This window comes from Aminobacterium sp. EBM-42, from assembly GCF_001896635.1.
Lineage (GTDB): Bacteria > Synergistota > Synergistia > Synergistales > Aminobacteriaceae > Aminobacterium > Aminobacterium colombiense.
Genome location: NZ_MPPC01000010.1, coordinates 39768 through 54658 on the forward strand (window position 1 = coordinate 39768; position 14891 = coordinate 54658).

A 14891-nucleotide genomic window follows, 5' to 3' on the forward strand; every position below is an offset into this window, starting at 1 on the left:
AAGGGAGGTTCGGCAAATGCCCAAAAAAACCATTAAACCTGTTATGTCGGCAGAAGAAGCAGTTCGTTTTGTCAAGCCAGGCGCCTCTTTGATGGTCGGCGGATTCAACTATGGTGGTGTGCCTTACACGCTGGTTGATGCCCTGGTTGCTGCTGATGTGCGGGACTTGCATCTCATAGCCAACGATACCTTATATGCCAACGATAAATTTCCCCAAGGAGTGGGACACGGCAAACTTGTAGTTAATGGCCAGGTGCGTAAAGTAACCGCTTCTCACATTGGGCTCAACAGGGAAACCCAGCGCCTCTTCAACGAAAACAAAATGGAACTTGAGCTTGTCCCTCAGGGAAGTTTTGTAGAGCGCATTCGTGCTGGTGGGTTTGGCCTGGGAGGCATTCTGACGCCGACGGGTGTCGGCACATGTTATGAAGAAGGCAAGCAAACAATAGAAGTGGAGGGGAAAAAATATATTCTTGAGCTTCCGCTGCGTGCCGACATAGCTTTTATTCGTGCTTACAAGGCAGACAGATGGGGGAATTTGACCTATTTTGGAACGAACAGGAACTTCAACCCGGCTATGGCTACGGCCGCGGACATTGTTATAGCAGAAGTTGATTCCATTGTGCGTGAGGGAGAAATAGATCCCAATGACGTAGTTACTCCTGGAATCCTCATAGATATCCTTGTGCTGAAAGGAGATGGATACTATGCTTCCAGAACTTGATGAAAAGATTGTACGGGAACGAATTGCCAAGCGGATAGCCCTTGATTTCGATAACGGCGCGGTTGTCAATCTGGGCATAGGTATTCCAACACTCGTTTCAGATTATATTCCTGACAATGTTCGGGTCATCATGCAGACTGAAAACGGTGTTGTTGGAGCAGGCCCCTCTCCAGAAGAGCCTGATCTGCGCTTCATTGGCGCAGGCGGACGGGGCCTCAGCCTTATCGACGGTTCTTCTATTGTGGCGAGTGAAGTCAGCTTTGGCCTCATTCGCGGAGGCCATCTGGATGCTACGGTGCTCGGCGCTCTGGAGGTGGATCAGGAGGGGAATCTGGCAAACTGGTGGATTCCTGGCAAGCTGGTTCCCGGAATGGGAGGCGCCATGGACCTTGTCACTGGTGCCAGAGCTGTCTACGTTGCTACAACCCACACTGATAAAAAAGGCCGGCCCAAGCTCGTCAAGAAATGTTCTCTTCCCCTTACAGGCGCCGGGGTTGTTTCTACCATAGTTACAGAATACTGTGTTGTTCGAAAACAAAGTGGACGGATGGTTTTAACAGAAATAGCCCCTGGTGTAAACCTCGAGGAATTGCTGGCCAACACGGGAATGGAGTTAGAGGTAAGCAGCGATCTTTGCTTGATGAAAGGAACTGAAGAAGAAGTGTGCGAGGAGGCATCCAAATGATAAAAGCTGTTATTCTGAGCGCTTGCCGCACTCCAGGCGGAAAATATGGCGGCTCCCTTAAGCCTTTTGAAGCAACGGATCTGGGCGGAAAAGCCATTGCAGAAGCTGTTAAGCGTTCTGGTATAGCTACAGATGACATTGGAGAGGTGATTATGGGGAATGGCTGGCAAGCCGGAGTGGGAGCAAACCCCGCCCGTATTGCCATGGTTAAGGCAAACTTGCCTCAAAACATACCGGCCTTCACAGTGAATAAACGTTGCGGATCAAGTTTGCGAACCATCATGCTTATGTCCGACCGGGCAAGGCTTGGCGACATTAAGGCCGGTGTGGCTGGAGGCATGGAAAGTGCCTCCAATACGCCTTACCTCCTCCCCGAAGCCCGATGGGGTCATCGAATGGGAGAAAAAAAGGTGTTGGATGTACTCCATCAAGACGGATTTATTTGCCCTGTGGCGGGAGATTTAATGGGAACGCTGACAGAGCGCCTTGTTGATGAATATACCATTACAAGGCAGGAACAAGATGAATATGCTCTGTTAAGTCATATGAAAGCCGTGGAAGCAATGGAAAAAAAACTCTATGCCGAAGAAACCGTTCCCCTTATCATTCGAGATCGAAAAAAAGGTGAAATTGCCATCGATAGCGAAGAAATACCCAGAAGAGATACCACCATAGAAGCCCTTGGGCGCCTCCCTGCCATCTTTAAACAAGGGGGAACGATCACGGCCGGAAGCAGTTCCGCTTTATGCGATGCGGGAAGCGCAGTAGTTGTGGCAAACGAAGAGTGGGTAAAAAACGAAGGTCACGCGCCTATGGCACGAATCTTAGGGTATGCCAGCGCTGCCCTCGACGCGGACCGTTTCGGCATCGCTCCCACCCTTGCCATGCCTTTGGCTCTGGAAATGGCAAAAATGACCATGAACGATATGGACCTTATCGAAATTAATGAAGCCTTTGCGGCCCAGATCATCGCCTGTCATCGGGTCATGCCCTTCGACATGCAAAAACTGAACATACACGGCGGAGCTATCGCGCTCGGCCATCCTATAGGAGCATCGGGGGCCCGAATTCTGACAACCCTTCTCTATGCCCTTAAAAATACCGACAAAGAGTTCGGAATCGCAAGCGCGTGTATTGGAGGAGGGCAGGCTGCCGCTATAGTGGTACAACGTTTAAATTAAAAAATAAAATTAAACCTTTCTATTTAATCAATAGGTGATTTCTTGCGCAAGGCTCCCATCATCCTCTATGATGGGAGCCTTTGTCATAGCTAAAAATTCTTGATATAATAAATTCTATATGATTAATTATCCCGATTATTAAGGATTAAACCCCCTTGTTTGCTGGGTAAAAAGAACTAGAAAATGTATGATTTCTCTTGCATATAGAATGCATTTTTATTAAAATAAGATAAAATTTCCCGTTACATGGGTGGAGGAGCCTTTATGAGTGAAGATTCATTCCATGCAAAATTAAAGAGCATCTACGATAAGGTCTGTAAATATGTGGCGTTAAACCTGTCGAGTGTTTCAGTGATTCGTCAACAGGAGTTGCTGAAACTTAAAGAAGTGCGTGAAAAACTTGACTCCAATCAAAAAGACATTGACTACCTTCAACTATCTTCAACAAAAATTGATTCAGCCTTCAAAGCTGCCCAGCAAGAGCTTGTTGAAGCCATGAAAGAAGAGGACTCTGCAGCAGAACTCGCGGCTTACGAAAAAGCAGACACGTTGCGAAAAAAACTTTCAACTCACCAAGAGCGCAAGCAGAACCTGAAACTTCAACGAAGCTTTCTTCTAAAAGAAGAATATGGTGTAAAAGAGTTCCTTAGCAGAAGCGAAGAAATGGCAAACAAGTTTCGTCTTATCCTTGAGTTTTTACAGGAACAGGGAATTAAAGTCGTGTCAGACAGCGACAGTGAAAAAAACATAAAACTCCTCTCTGCCGCTTTTAGCCTGGCAGAGCTTGACAGCCGCTTTTTAGCCCGCAATCTTCATGATGGGTCTGCCCAAAAGCTTTCTGGGGCCATAATGCTCTGCGAGCTTGCAGAGCGATATTTAGAGGCTAAAAAAATAAAAGAGGCCCAGATAGAGCTTTGTAAGGTTAAAACACAAATGCAAGAGGCAGTTTCCGACATCAGAACCCTTCTTTTTCAGATACACCCACAGGGCCTTGAAGAAGGGTTGGATGTAGCTCTTGAGCGATATGCAAAGCAGGCTTGTGACCGATATGGTGTGGATATATCTTTTCAAACAGATGGCAACATTACAGGTCTCTCCATGACATTGCGAAGCAATCTTTTCAGGATTATTCATCAGGCCCTGGATAACGCCATACAAAGAGGCGGCGCTAAAAAAGTAGATATAAGCCTCAGTGCCAAGTCTGATGGGTTTAGCGCCCGTATCGCTGATAACGGCAAGGGCTTTGATGTGGCTAAGGCGAAAACTATTGCCCAGGAACGAGGTTCTTACGGCCTGACAAATATGGAAGAACGAACCCGTCTTTTTGGAGGAAAGCTTACTATCGACAGCTCTCCTGGCAACGGCACTGTCATTTTAATGAGTGTTCCCATTTCGGAGGATGATAGGTAATGAAAAAAATTACAGTTGTCTTAGCCGATGACCACAGTCTTTTTCGGGAGAGCATCCGAAAAATTCTTGACATGGAAGACGACATAGAGGTTGTTGGTGAGGCGCGGGATGGTCTTGAGGCCATAGATGTGGTGAAAAAAACCACTCCCCACGTGGTAATGCTTGATATACGCATGCCCAGGGCCGATGGCATCGAGGTGGTAAACACTCTTCGAAAAGAAGGATGTAAAAGTGCCTTTGTTGTTATAACGGCCCTTGATGCTGAAGATCAGATAACCCGTGTATCGAGAGCTGGTATAGAAGGGTATGTATTAAAATCTTCAGGTTTGGCAGAGCTTCTTTACGCCTTGCGTACGGTAGCCAGTGGAGCGCGGTACGTTGATCCTCTGATAGCCTCAAAGCTCCTTAAATCCTTTTCTCCCCATGCTGAATTTAAATCAAAGATTGAAACACTTACAATTAAGGAAAAAGAAGTTCTCTATTGGGTATCCCATGGCCTTTCTTCACGAGAGGTAGGGCGGCGTATGATTCTTTCAAACAAGACAGTGCAGAACCATATGTGCCAGATATTGAAGAAACTGGATGTGCAGGAAAAGAGCCAGGCCATCGCGCTGGCCTGGAAGTGGGGATTGACAGAACACCCCCCAACAGAAGATGAAGAGGCAGTAAGCAATTGAATTGAAGCAGACAGGCATGTTTTATTTCAATAGAGGCTTAATTATGTTAAAATCGGGAAAATTTCCCAATGTAGTGTATGGAAAATCCCCCTTTTTTAATGAGTTTCACTTTTTCTCTATGATTCTTAAGTTACTGTTAAATCTAAAATGAAGCGTGTATTATAATCCCAGTACAGTAGGGAAAATATCGTAGTAATAAATAAGGGAGGTAATATAAATGTTGAAAAGACTTCGTAATCTTGTAACAGATGAGGAAGGCCAGGGATTGGTGGAGTATGCGCTGATTATTGGGGCCATCGCAATTGGCGCTTTTGTAATTCTAAGTGGTATTGGAACAAAAATTTTAGCCCTGTTTACTGCTGTTGAGACGGAGCTTCCTTCTCCTTAAATCTAATATAGTTTATAGTTTTTAAGCATATTTTATACAGCGTGTAATCGTGAATTTTTAAGAAAGGGCAGGAAAACCTGCCCTTTCTTACTAAAACAGGAGGAGTTGTATGGAGTGGGTGGCGCTGGCAGTTCTTTGCTGGGCAGGCTTTTACGATCTGAAATATAAGAAGGTACCGAACTGGCTCACTTATGGATTTCTGTTGGTAGCGATTCTCTTCCATGCTTCCTATGGTTCTGTAGCGATGTCCCTTTTAGGGGCTGCTTTGGGGTTGGGGTGGTTTTTAATTCCCTATCTGCTGGGAGGCATGGGCGCAGGCGACGTAAAGCTTCTGGCCGCGGCTGGAGCGATGGCTGCATGGCCGGGAGCGCTCTATGTAATTTTGTACTCTTCAATAGCAGGCGGGATAGTGGTAATTGCCCTAGCCTTAAAACGCGTGGATTACCAAGGTTTTTGGGTGGCTCTCGCCGGAGGGCCGGGCAGTTTTTTTAAAAGCATTTTGAAGACAGGGCAGTCAAAACGTAGTGAAAAAGTGCCCTATGCCCTGGCAATAGCAATTGGGTACGCAATATATCTCCTGCTGTGAGCGGGGGTGATGGGATGAGGATGTTAGAGGTTTTGAAAAAAAGAAACCGAGGGCAGGCTCTCATTGAATTTGCTCTGGTGTTGCCTCTTTTGCTTGTTCTTGTAATGGGGATAATAGATTTTGGGTTGATAATGCAGCAGTATCTCACGCTTAACCACAGTGTCCGGGAAGGAGCACGCATGGCCTCTGTGGGCGGGTCAGCAGCAGATGTAACATCCAGGGTAGAAGAGATTCTGGCCGTACGGTGGACCAGTGCAGAGGTTTCTGTGAATGTTACAGAGACCGATAAAGGGTCTTATAAAGAGTCTGTGGTAACGGTGCAGGCTCCTGTCGCTTTTTTGACGCCCTTGGGGGCCTTTGTTGAAGGGCTGGTACCCAACTGGCAGGCCCACGCTTCGGCGTCTTTCAGGGTGGAGTGATAGCTATGAGAAGAGAGAATAGAAAAGAATTAAAGCGAAGCAGGGGAGCCGTTCTGGTGTGGGTGGCGGCCTCCATGGTGGTTTTGCTTGGGGCGGGTGCCCTCTCTCTTGACTATGGCCGTCTTGTTGTGGCTCGCTGGCGCCTTCAGACAGCTGTGGATGCGGGAAGCCTTGCGGGGGCCTGGGAGCTTGGAAACAAATCAGCAAGCCAGGCCCTTCGGGAAGCCAGCGCCGCACAAGTTGCCGGCTCTGTTGCCAGCGATAATAAAAGCGATGGAGCCTACTCCGTGGATTTTCCCGATGCAGATACATGCCATGTTGAAGGGCAAGAAACTATAGCCATGACCTTTGCCCGCATCTTAGGGGTTAACGAGAGTACCGTTCTGGCAGAGGCGGCGGCACGGCTTTCTGGCGCGGGGTCAGCAAAAGGGCTTCGACCCTTTGGTATCCAGAGCCAGGATTTTGTGTTTGGAGACCAATATCTTTTAAAGATAGGCCCCCACGATGGAACCTCCAGCGGCAATTTTCACGCATTGGCCCTTGGGGGGAAGGGGGCGAACAATTACCGTGAAAAAATTAAATATGGATATGATGGCGTTATATCCATTGGAGACACGATTACGACAGAACCGGGTAACATGTCGGGCCCTACAGAAGATGGCATCGATTATGTTGTTGCCCTCGAGATCATTAAAGAAGGCATAGAGTATATCCTTGACCAGTCGGGTCACATTTCGTGGGACTGGTATGCCTCCCACCTGGACGACCTTTATGCGAGCCCTCGTCTAATCCTTGTTCCCATTGTTGATAATTGGGAAGCTCACGGGCGGGATACCGTTGAGGTGGTTGGGTTTGCCAGCTTCTTTCTTGAGGGAGTAGAAGGCTCGGGAAAAAATTCTAGAGTTGTGGGGCGTTTCGTTGAAAGGGTTATACCGGGCAGCTCTGGAGGAGGAAGCACCGAGTTTGGCGGCTATTCTGTCAGTTTAATACAATGAGAGTGAGGTGAGGACGTGAAAAAACGCGGCATTTTTTTAATCGTTTCTCTGTTGTTGGGAATTATGGCAGGGCTTTTGGTATATCAGCAGATACGCAGCTATAAATTAAAGATAGCCCGGGCTGAAAGAGAGCTTGTTTCTGTGGTAGTGGCCGCACGTCCCAAGGATGCTTTTTCTATTATCACTGCTGAAGACGTGAAAGTTGTTCGCATGCCTCGAAGCAGCATTCCGACAGGTGAGGTTCTGTCTCTTGATGAAGTGGTTGGAAAGGCATCTATGCTGGCCCTCTCTGAAGGAGACCCTGTTCTTAAAGGCAAGCTTTCTTTGGATCCTGAAAAATTGGGAGTGGCCTTCCAGCTTCCTGATGGGCGCGTGGCCATTGCCTTGCCCATTGATGAAGTGATAGCGACGGGAGGGCTCCTTCGTCCGGGAGATTACGTTGATGTATTCCATGTCTATCGTGAAAAAGATGCGGTGAGCCCCACTTCCCGCCTTCTTCTCTCACGGGTGAAAGTTCTTGCCCTTGGCGGCGTTCTCACCCGAAAAGAGGAAAAAGAGGGAACCAAAGAAAAAGAAATGCTCGCCAGGTCAGCTGTGGTAGAAGTTTCTCCTGAAGAGGCAGCAGTAGCCGCATGGGCCCAGAGCCTGGGAAGCGTATGGCTGGCCCTGCGTCCTGCCAATGAAGAGACTTTGACTCCCGCAGTGGTCTATAAGGGGCCTGAAGTTTCTCCTGAGCCTCAGAAGGCAGCAGCCCAATCTGCCCCTCCAAAACCGGCTGCGAAAAGAAGCGTCAGGGCTGTTCCTCAAGGTTGGAAAATAGAAATGATACAACCTGGAAATGTATCCACAGTAACTGTATCTCCTGATGGGAGGTCTCGCTGATGGCTTGCCTTAAAAGAAAACTATGGGTGTTTTTTGCCGTTGTGTTTTTAACAGTTGTGGTGGGCGCCCTTCCTGTATTGGCGGCTACCTATCATCTTGATGTGGGCGACAGCGCGGTGCTGAAATACCAGAATGTCAAGCGAATGTCGGTGGGAAATCCAGACGTGCTTGATGCCATTCCCCTTGATAACAACCAGGTACTGCTCACAGGCAAGGTAGAAGGGGGTGCGGCCCTTATTGTCTGGGATGCCGCGGGCATGCATATGGAGAAAATTCTTGTCCACCCTTCCATAGAGGCCCCTTCCTGGGAACTTAAGGAGCTGCTTCAAGCCGAAAACATAGATGTTACAGTTCGGGGAGGCGCCGTAGTCCTCGAGGGAAAGGTAAAAACCCCTCGGGACAGGCTTCGCGCAGTGGCCATTGCCGGTGCTTTTGGCGAAAAGGTTATAAATCTTCTCGAAGTGGATAGCGCTCCCCAGATAAAGCTGAGGGCCGTGGTGATGGAAGTGAAGAAGCAGGATGGCGATGCCCTTGGCATGAAACGTCTTGAAGGTCAGGAGGGTACTTTCTGGGGGATTTTTGATTTAACGCCCGACACAGGCCATATGCTCGATTACACTAAAGGCGCTCACTATTCTGCCAAGATCAATGCCTGGATCAATGCCCTTGTAGAGAACAAGGAGGCGAAGATCTTAAGCAGGCCCTATCTTACTACATTGAGCGGCGAAGAGGCTTCCCTTAATGTAGGCGGGGAAATTCCCGTGCCGGTAGGTGTGGATAACAACGAAATAGAGATTGAATGGAAACCCTATGGCGTCATTATGAAATTTACTCCCGAACTTGACGGAATCGGCGAGATCTGGCTGACCTTTGAAGCCGAAGTGAGCGAAATAGATTGGGAGAATGCCATTGAAACCCAGGGCATTAAGATTCCGGCCATACGAACAAGAAAAATAGCCAATAAAGTGCGACTCGGCCACAACGAATCCCTTGTAGTTGGAGGTCTTCTCGACAATAAGCAGTCAAAGCTCGTTAAGAAGATACCCTTATTAGGGGATATTCCCATTATTGGCGAACTCTTCAAGAGCCGAGAGTTTACTAACGATGAAACTGAACTCGTAATCACGGTAACACCGGAGGTGGTGAGCCTATGATTCGGGTTTACGTTGTAGATGACGATGCTGTTACAAGAGATGTGATTCGGGGCATGATCCAGATCGAGCCGGATATGGAAATCATCGGCGAGAGCGACTGCCTTGAAGGTGTTATGGAAACGGTCACTCGCCTCAGGCCTTCTGTTTTGCTTCTCGATCTTCAGCTGCCCGATGGCGACGGTACGGATTTGGCAGAAAAACTGGCCCATATGCCCGGTGCGCCAGGGGTTATTATGATGTCTGTACAAAAAGACGTGGCCTTTTTGCGAAAGGCCATGCAGGCGGGTGCCAGAGATTATCTGTTAAAGCCCTTTGCCAGCAGCGAACTGGTGGATTCTATCAGGCGGGTAAATACAGAAACCCTTTCTAAAGGGGGAACCCGCCAGGCAGAGCGAATTGCTGTATTAAGCTGCCGCGGCGGGGCGGGAGGGTCGTCTTTTTCTATATCCCTTGCCTTGCAGCTTGCTTCTATGGGTAAGAGAACAGCATTGATAGACGGCGATCTCTATATGGGGGATGTGGCTTTTTTGCTCAATACCCCCTATGAGTTGAACTGGACCAGCTGGGCTAACGAATGCCTGAGCGGAACTGTTGATGGCGAAAGATATTTGGCCCTTGGCCCAAAAGATCTTATGATTATGCCGACGGCCAAGAACCCTGTACAGGCGGAACTGGTAAAATCCGGCATGGGGGACCGCCTTATAGAGTCTCTTTCTGACCGGTTCGATTATATTGTTGTTGACCTCCACCGAAACTTTGGAGATATAACCATTGAATTGGCAGAAGGATGCCAGCGGATCTGGCTCGTTACAGATTGCAGCTGTACCGGCGTTAAAAATCTCCACTTAGTGACAGGTTTGCTCGATCAGCTGAGAATATCGTGGATAGAGCGGGGGGTTATTGTTAATAAGGCGGGGCGGGAAGACCGGTCTATTGTAGAGAAGATACAAAGGGAATATGGTGTAAAGGGTCTGCTTCCCTTTGACGAAAAGCTTGAAAAGGGTTGGCTGAAGGGAGAGCCCCTTATTTTAAGCCAGCCTCGGTCTCCCTACTCTAAAGTCATACGGGAGATAGCCTCAGAGCTTGTTGGTAAGGAGAAGGTGAGCCTTTAAATGAGCCTTTTACGACGGATTGCTGGAAATACGGGGGGAGACAGGCGGGGACGAGGAAGCGTATCAGAGCTCTACCGCGAAACCCATCGCCGCATTCTCTCTCGTCTGGCCGATGAGATAGATATGGAAGAGGTTGCCTCGAAGCCCGATTGGGGAAAATCCCCTCTCGTTAAAGAGCAGATTACCCTTGAAATACAAGCTTTGCTCGAAGAGGTAAAGGGCCTCAATGCCTTAGAGATCAGTCGCCTTCACGATGATCTTTTGAACGAGGTCTTCGGATACGGCCCCATTCAGCCCTTGCTCGATGACGACACAGTGACAGAAATTATGGTAAATGGCTGCGAGCAGATTTTTGTAGAGCGGTGGGGCAAAATCGAGCCTACCGATGTATTCTTTAATAATGATAATCACATACGGCGTATTATCGACAAAATAGTGGCACCTCTGGGGCGGCGCATCGATGAGGCCTCCCCCATGGTGGATGCCCGTCTGCCCGACGGCTCCCGTGTCAATGCGGTGATTCCTCCTGTTTCTATTGATGGCCCCACGTTGACGGTGCGAAAGTTCAGACGGGAGCCATTTACAGCCCAGGACCTCATTGCCCTAGGCACTCTTTCTGATGAGTCTGTGAGCTTTTTGCGGGTTGCCACAGAGGCTCGATATAACATTATTGTCACAGGGGGAACAGGTTCAGGTAAAACCACCACCCTTAATGTGCTTTCAAGCTTTATACCAAACAGAGAGCGTATTGTTACCATTGAAGACGCGGCAGAGCTGAGCATGCAGCAGGATCACGTAGTGCGTATGGAATCCCGTCCCGTTAATATAGAGGGTACGGGGGCCATAACCATTCGCATGCTTGTTCGCAACTCCCTGCGCATGAGGCCCGATCGTATTATAGTGGGTGAGTGCCGCGGTGAAGAGGCCTTTGATATGCTTCAGGCCATGAACACGGGCCACGACGGTTCTCTGACCACGCTCCACGCCAATTCCCCCCGGGACGTACTCTCCCGTCTTGAGAGCATGGTTCTCATGGCTGGGATGGAGCTTCCCGTCCGCGCCATACGAGAACAAATATCCTCCGGTATCGACCTCATTGTTCATCAGGAGCGATTAAAGGACGGAACCCGCCGCGTTACTTCCATATCTGAAATTACAGGTATGGAAGGAGACACCATCCAGATGCAGGATCTGTTTTTGTTCAATCACCAGGGGTTCGATGACGCGGGAAGAATACGGGGTAACCTCGATCCCACGGGTATTCAGCCTCATCGCAGCTATAAGTTTGATATGGCTGGAGTGGCTTTGCCCAGCGACATATTGAGGTCTAGAAGGGGGATCTGACCATGGGAGGGATGTTGTTTGCTCTCATTATAGGGCTGCTTCTATTTTTAATGGTCTGGATTCTTTTCTTTGTCATGGTGGGAGAAGAAAAAGACCAGATGACACGAACTGAAGCCTGGTTTTTTTCAGACCGAGCGGGGAAGCAGACGAGTGAGAAAAAAACAGGGGGCAGGCCCTTTGCCCCTGATAACTTTCAAAAAAAGTTTGAGGCAGAGCTGAGCAAAGCCGACCTCCCTTTAAAGTTTCATGAAGCTTTGCTGATTTGGCTTGGCCTTATTATAGTCGTGCCTTTTTTGCTTTTTCTTCTTCGCGGCGCCTTCGGCCTGGCTGTAGGCATAGTGGTTGCAATAATTGTTCCCGTAATTATAGCCAGGGTGCGAAAACAGCGCCGTCTGCAACGCTTTGAGCGCCAGATCCCCCCCATGCTCGATATGGTTTCTTCGGGCTTGAGGGCAGGTTTTAGTTTTTTGCAATCCCTGCAGAATGCCGGGGCTCAGATAGAAGCGCCGCTGGGAGATACACTGCAGCAGGTAGTGGCAGAAATTTCTCTGGGGCTTGACCTCGAAGATGTACTCAATAGGTGGGTAGAACGGGTAGGAAGCCTAGACCTCGAGCTGGCCGTGACCTCCATATTGATTCAAAGAGAAATTGGGGGAAACCTGGCCAAAATTTTGGAAAACATTGCCAGGGTTATGCGGGATCGCCAGGATGTGGCAGCTCAAATGAAGGCTTTGACGTCTCAGGGACGTTTTGAGGGAGTTATTATCTCAGCGATGCCTCTTATTATGGGAATTGTCCTTAATTTACTAAGTCCTGGATATTTGACCCCCTTGTTTACCACTCCAACAGGGCAAATATTGCTTATTGCGGCAGTTTGTCTAGCACTTATAGGTATTGTTATAATTATGCGCATAGTGAAACCTCGATACTAAGGAGGTGGTGGAATGGATCTTCTGGTTATTACTTTTATAGCGATGGTTATAGTGCTGGGAGTTTTTCTTATATTGAATGTCATTTCTCCCGAAAAGGAAGATTCCTTTGACAGGGCCCTTCGCTTTGCAGAAGAGTGGGACGATGAAACAGCCTCCTTTAAAGAGCGGGTGGTTGATCCCTTGCGGGCAAGGATCAGCCGCATTGGCCGTTTTTTCTTTCCCAAGGAGGCTATTGCCCGTATGGATCGATACTGCCTTATGGCCGGCCGCCCCAGAGGGTTGCGGGGAGAAGTTTTGGCCGGGCTGAAGGTTTCTCTTGCCCTTATTTTGGCAATGGCTTCTTTTTTTCTTATTCCTGATCCCTTTCGCATCTCTGGAGCTCTTATTTTAGGGGCTCTAGGATATATGATTCCGGGACTCTGGATTACCAACAAGGGAAAACAGCGCCAGGTTGAGGCGCGAAACCAGCTTCCCGACGTTATGGATCTTATGGTGGTGAGCGTTGAGGCCGGTCTTGGCCTTGACGCGGCCATGTCTCGTGTGGCAGACCGTCTTCGTGGTCCCATGGGGGAAAACTTCGCCAGGGCCCTTCACGAAATAAGTTTGGGAGAGAGCCGTCAGGCTGCCTTTCGCGGCATTATGGAACGGCTGCCAATTGAGGAGGTGCGCCACTTCATAGCAAGTCTCATTCAGGCAGAAGAGCTGGGAGTGGCCGTAAGTGAAGTGCTTCGAAGCCAGGCAGGAACCCTTAAACGGCTGCGAAGGCTCAAGGCAGAGGAGCATGCCCGCAAGGCTCCCATTAAAATATTGTTCCCCATGATCCTTTTTATTTTTCCGTCTCTTTTTGTGGTTATTTTAGGGCCTATGATTATAATGATAATGAAAACGCTATAGGTAAAGAGTTGTATTAAATGACAGATCTGATAATTAATAATTCATTATTTAGCCTTTTAAATCAGGAGGGGAATCTTCTTTTCTTTCCTCTTTTTTATGCGGATTCTTTTTGGAGCCGTTTTCGGGGGCTTATGTTCTGCCCCCCCAAAAAGGGCTATGGCTTAATTTTGGTTCCCTGTAATTCCATCCACACCTTTTTTATGCGGTTTTCCCTAGATGTGTTCTTTCTTGACGAGATGGGACGGGTTCTAGATATTCGCTGGGACCTCGCCCCCTGGAGAATGGCTGTGTGCCGCGGCGCCCGCATGGTTGTTGAGTGTCCAGCGGGCCATATTCCTCATGAAAAAGTGTCTATTGGGTCGCGGCTTACTTTTCATTAACGGCTGTTTTTATTGATTTTTGGCCTCCTTTTTAACACCAAATAATATTTCTTCACATTCTCTTTGTTGCCCCCTTTTCAAATAAGAAAAGTAGTTTATAATGTGCGCACATAACGTTATACCAGAGGATGGTGAGTCTCATGACGACCGGAACGAGAGAAACACTGAAAGAGCTTTCTCTGGACCTTGTGCGGAAGTATATGGAAGAGACAAACTTCGAAAACATTACACTTATTGAGGGAGCGACCATTGTCCATAACATCTACGGAGAAGGGGAGATTGTGCAAGCGGAAGTTTCTGAAAAGGGAGTTTCGTACCTTCATATCGAATTTAAGGATCCTTCGAACACCGCTCCTCTCGTTAAAAAGTTTCCAGTGAAAAATGTTGTAGAAGCCTTCTTTTCCCGTCTTCATATTTCCCCAGAGCTTTATTCGAAGATTTGCCCCGATCGGCCATGTGAAAGGGGAGAAAAAAAGTCACCTCTCGAAGAGCGGTCTGTTCATTCCAGAGTGCTTGACACGGCACTCTCCAATGGCAACGGCAAATCCCGCCAGGAAATTTTAAGGGAGTGTCGGGCAGGGGATACGGTTTACTTTGTTGTCGAAGAAGACCATATTTTCGTTGTGACAGGGCAGCAAGAGCAGATAGGGACATTGCCAAGGGAAGTGGCAGAGTTCATATTCCCGGCTCTGGAAAAAGATTTGCCTGTGGAGGCCATAATTACGAGCATCCCCAGAGAGGGGACGCCTAGAAAACGAGGGTGTCGCCTCGAAGTGTATCTGGACGTGCCAGGGCGGGAAAAACCCACTCTTAAAGTTCTTGCAGAAAAGAATCGCACAGCAGAAAGAGCATCTCAAAGTGATGAAAACGAGATTCTCAGTCCAGAGGAGCGGTCATGGAACGATATGGGCGTGGATATTGACGAAATGAGTGATGAAGAGATTGATGTGGATATCGACCCATGGGAAGGCTACGGTGGATATGAGGATTCCAGTTACGATTCGTAGTTAAGGAAGCATTCTAGGGGCTGCCAGCGTGGCAGCCCCTAGTTTTATATGAAAGTTGCAATATTAATGGATTTGGTTACAATGGGTAGGGTTACAGGTTGACTTATCACATTACAAGGAG

17 protein-coding genes are annotated in these 14891 nt (G+C 48.3%); all 17 read left to right on the forward strand.

Annotated features, from left to right (window positions below; genetic code table 11):
- The first annotated feature begins 16 nt into the window (after positions 1 to 16).
- Positions 17 to 724 carry a CoA transferase subunit A gene (locus BUC50_RS02175; RefSeq protein ID WP_273312135.1) on the forward strand — a complete coding sequence of 236 codons (708 nt, stop codon included), beginning with the start codon at positions 17 to 19 and terminating at the stop codon, positions 722 to 724.
- Entirely contained in the window at positions 708 to 1409 is a 702-nt protein-coding gene (locus tag BUC50_RS02180; RefSeq protein ID WP_013048596.1) for a 3-oxoacid CoA-transferase subunit B, read from the forward strand. Before BUC50_RS02175 ends, BUC50_RS02180 begins: the two co-directional genes overlap by 17 nt.
- Positions 1406 to 2590, forward strand: coding sequence for a thiolase family protein (locus BUC50_RS02185; RefSeq protein WP_286677107.1), 1185 nt, complete (start codon positions 1406 to 1408; stop codon positions 2588 to 2590). Before BUC50_RS02180 ends, BUC50_RS02185 begins: the two co-directional genes overlap by 4 nt.
- A 264-nt stretch (positions 2591 to 2854) precedes the next feature.
- Positions 2855 to 4000 (forward strand): sensor histidine kinase, encoded by a 1146-nt coding sequence (locus BUC50_RS02190; RefSeq protein ID WP_286677108.1) that lies wholly within the window; start codon positions 2855 to 2857, stop codon positions 3998 to 4000.
- Entirely contained in the window at positions 4000 to 4677 is a 678-nt protein-coding gene (locus BUC50_RS02195; protein WP_286677109.1) for a response regulator transcription factor, read from the forward strand. Before BUC50_RS02190 ends, BUC50_RS02195 begins: the two co-directional genes overlap by 1 nt.
- Positions 4678 to 4894: 217 nt before the next feature.
- On the forward strand, positions 4895 to 5065 hold the full coding sequence (locus BUC50_RS02200) for a Flp family type IVb pilin (RefSeq protein ID WP_286677110.1): 171 nt from the start codon (positions 4895 to 4897) through the stop codon (positions 5063 to 5065).
- 109 nt (positions 5066 to 5174) lie between these two features.
- Positions 5175 to 5651, forward strand: a complete 477-nt coding sequence (locus tag BUC50_RS02205) for an A24 family peptidase (RefSeq protein ID WP_286677111.1) — start codon at positions 5175 to 5177, stop codon at positions 5649 to 5651.
- A 32-nt stretch (positions 5652 to 5683) separates the two neighbouring features.
- Positions 5684 to 6070, forward strand: coding sequence for a TadE/TadG family type IV pilus assembly protein (locus BUC50_RS02210; RefSeq protein WP_286677112.1), 387 nt, complete (start codon positions 5684 to 5686; stop codon positions 6068 to 6070).
- Positions 6071 to 6075: 5 nt separating this feature from the next.
- Positions 6076 to 7065 carry a pilus assembly protein TadG-related protein gene (locus BUC50_RS02215; protein WP_286677113.1) on the forward strand — a complete coding sequence of 330 codons (990 nt, stop codon included), beginning with the start codon at positions 6076 to 6078 and terminating at the stop codon, positions 7063 to 7065.
- 15 nt (positions 7066 to 7080) lie between these two features.
- Positions 7081 to 7947, forward strand: coding sequence for a Flp pilus assembly protein CpaB (gene cpaB, locus BUC50_RS02220; RefSeq protein ID WP_286677114.1), 867 nt, complete (start codon positions 7081 to 7083; stop codon positions 7945 to 7947).
- A complete protein-coding gene (locus BUC50_RS02225; RefSeq protein WP_286677115.1) occupies positions 7947 to 9101 on the forward strand; it encodes a type II and III secretion system protein family protein in 1155 nt (384 codons plus the stop codon). Before cpaB ends, BUC50_RS02225 begins: the two co-directional genes overlap by 1 nt.
- Positions 9098 to 10213: a CpaE/TadZ family protein gene (locus tag BUC50_RS02230; protein WP_286677116.1), complete on the forward strand. Its 1116-nt coding sequence runs from the start codon at positions 9098 to 9100 to the stop codon at positions 10211 to 10213. The genes BUC50_RS02225 and BUC50_RS02230 overlap by 4 nt, the downstream gene beginning before the upstream one ends.
- Entirely contained in the window at positions 10214 to 11557 is a 1344-nt protein-coding gene (locus tag BUC50_RS02235) for a TadA family conjugal transfer-associated ATPase (RefSeq protein WP_286677117.1), read from the forward strand.
- A 2-nt stretch (positions 11558 to 11559) separates the two neighbouring features.
- Complete coding sequence (locus tag BUC50_RS02240; RefSeq protein ID WP_286677118.1) at positions 11560 to 12489, forward strand: type II secretion system F family protein; 930 nt, start codon at positions 11560 to 11562, stop codon at positions 12487 to 12489.
- Positions 12490 to 12501: 12 nt separating this feature from the next.
- Positions 12502 to 13383 carry a type II secretion system F family protein gene (locus BUC50_RS02245; protein ID WP_286677119.1) on the forward strand — a complete coding sequence of 294 codons (882 nt, stop codon included), beginning with the start codon at positions 12502 to 12504 and terminating at the stop codon, positions 13381 to 13383.
- Positions 13384 to 13400: 17 nt separating this feature from the next.
- Positions 13401 to 13763 carry a DUF192 domain-containing protein gene (locus BUC50_RS02250; protein ID WP_286677120.1) on the forward strand — a complete coding sequence of 121 codons (363 nt, stop codon included), beginning with the start codon at positions 13401 to 13403 and terminating at the stop codon, positions 13761 to 13763.
- A 140-nt stretch (positions 13764 to 13903) separates the two neighbouring features.
- Positions 13904 to 14770, forward strand: coding sequence for a hypothetical protein (locus BUC50_RS02255; RefSeq protein ID WP_286677121.1), 867 nt, complete (start codon positions 13904 to 13906; stop codon positions 14768 to 14770).
- Positions 14771 to 14891: the final 121 nt, after the last annotated feature.

Excerpts from the sequence above, each read along its gene's own strand:
- BUC50_RS02215 (WP_286677113.1), top strand. The coding sequence starts at position 6,076 with ATGAGAAGAGAGAATAGAAAAGAATTAAAGCGAAGCAGGGGAGCCGTT.
- BUC50_RS02255 (WP_286677121.1), top strand. The coding sequence starts at position 13,904 with ATGACGACCGGAACGAGAGAAACACTGAAAGAGCTTTCTCTGGACCTT.
- BUC50_RS02225 (WP_286677115.1), top strand. The coding sequence starts at position 7,947 with ATGGCTTGCCTTAAAAGAAAACTATGGGTGTTTTTTGCCGTTGTGTTT.
- BUC50_RS02185 (WP_286677107.1), top strand. The coding sequence starts at position 1,406 with ATGATAAAAGCTGTTATTCTGAGCGCTTGCCGCACTCCAGGCGGAAAA.
- BUC50_RS02240 (WP_286677118.1), top strand. The coding sequence starts at position 11,560 with ATGGGAGGGATGTTGTTTGCTCTCATTATAGGGCTGCTTCTATTTTTA.
- BUC50_RS02205 (WP_286677111.1), top strand. The coding sequence starts at position 5,175 with ATGGAGTGGGTGGCGCTGGCAGTTCTTTGCTGGGCAGGCTTTTACGAT.
- BUC50_RS02200 (WP_286677110.1), top strand. The coding sequence starts at position 4,895 with ATGTTGAAAAGACTTCGTAATCTTGTAACAGATGAGGAAGGCCAGGGA.
- BUC50_RS02235 (WP_286677117.1), top strand. The coding sequence starts at position 10,214 with ATGAGCCTTTTACGACGGATTGCTGGAAATACGGGGGGAGACAGGCGG.
- BUC50_RS02245 (WP_286677119.1), top strand. The coding sequence starts at position 12,502 with ATGGATCTTCTGGTTATTACTTTTATAGCGATGGTTATAGTGCTGGGA.
- BUC50_RS02195 (WP_286677109.1), top strand. The coding sequence starts at position 4,000 with ATGAAAAAAATTACAGTTGTCTTAGCCGATGACCACAGTCTTTTTCGG.
- BUC50_RS02250 (WP_286677120.1), top strand. The coding sequence starts at position 13,401 with ATGACAGATCTGATAATTAATAATTCATTATTTAGCCTTTTAAATCAG.
- BUC50_RS02190 (WP_286677108.1), top strand. The coding sequence starts at position 2,855 with ATGAGTGAAGATTCATTCCATGCAAAATTAAAGAGCATCTACGATAAG.
- BUC50_RS02175 (WP_273312135.1), top strand. The coding sequence starts at position 17 with ATGCCCAAAAAAACCATTAAACCTGTTATGTCGGCAGAAGAAGCAGTT.
- BUC50_RS02180 (WP_013048596.1), top strand. The coding sequence starts at position 708 with ATGCTTCCAGAACTTGATGAAAAGATTGTACGGGAACGAATTGCCAAG.
- BUC50_RS02230 (WP_286677116.1), top strand. The coding sequence starts at position 9,098 with ATGATTCGGGTTTACGTTGTAGATGACGATGCTGTTACAAGAGATGTG.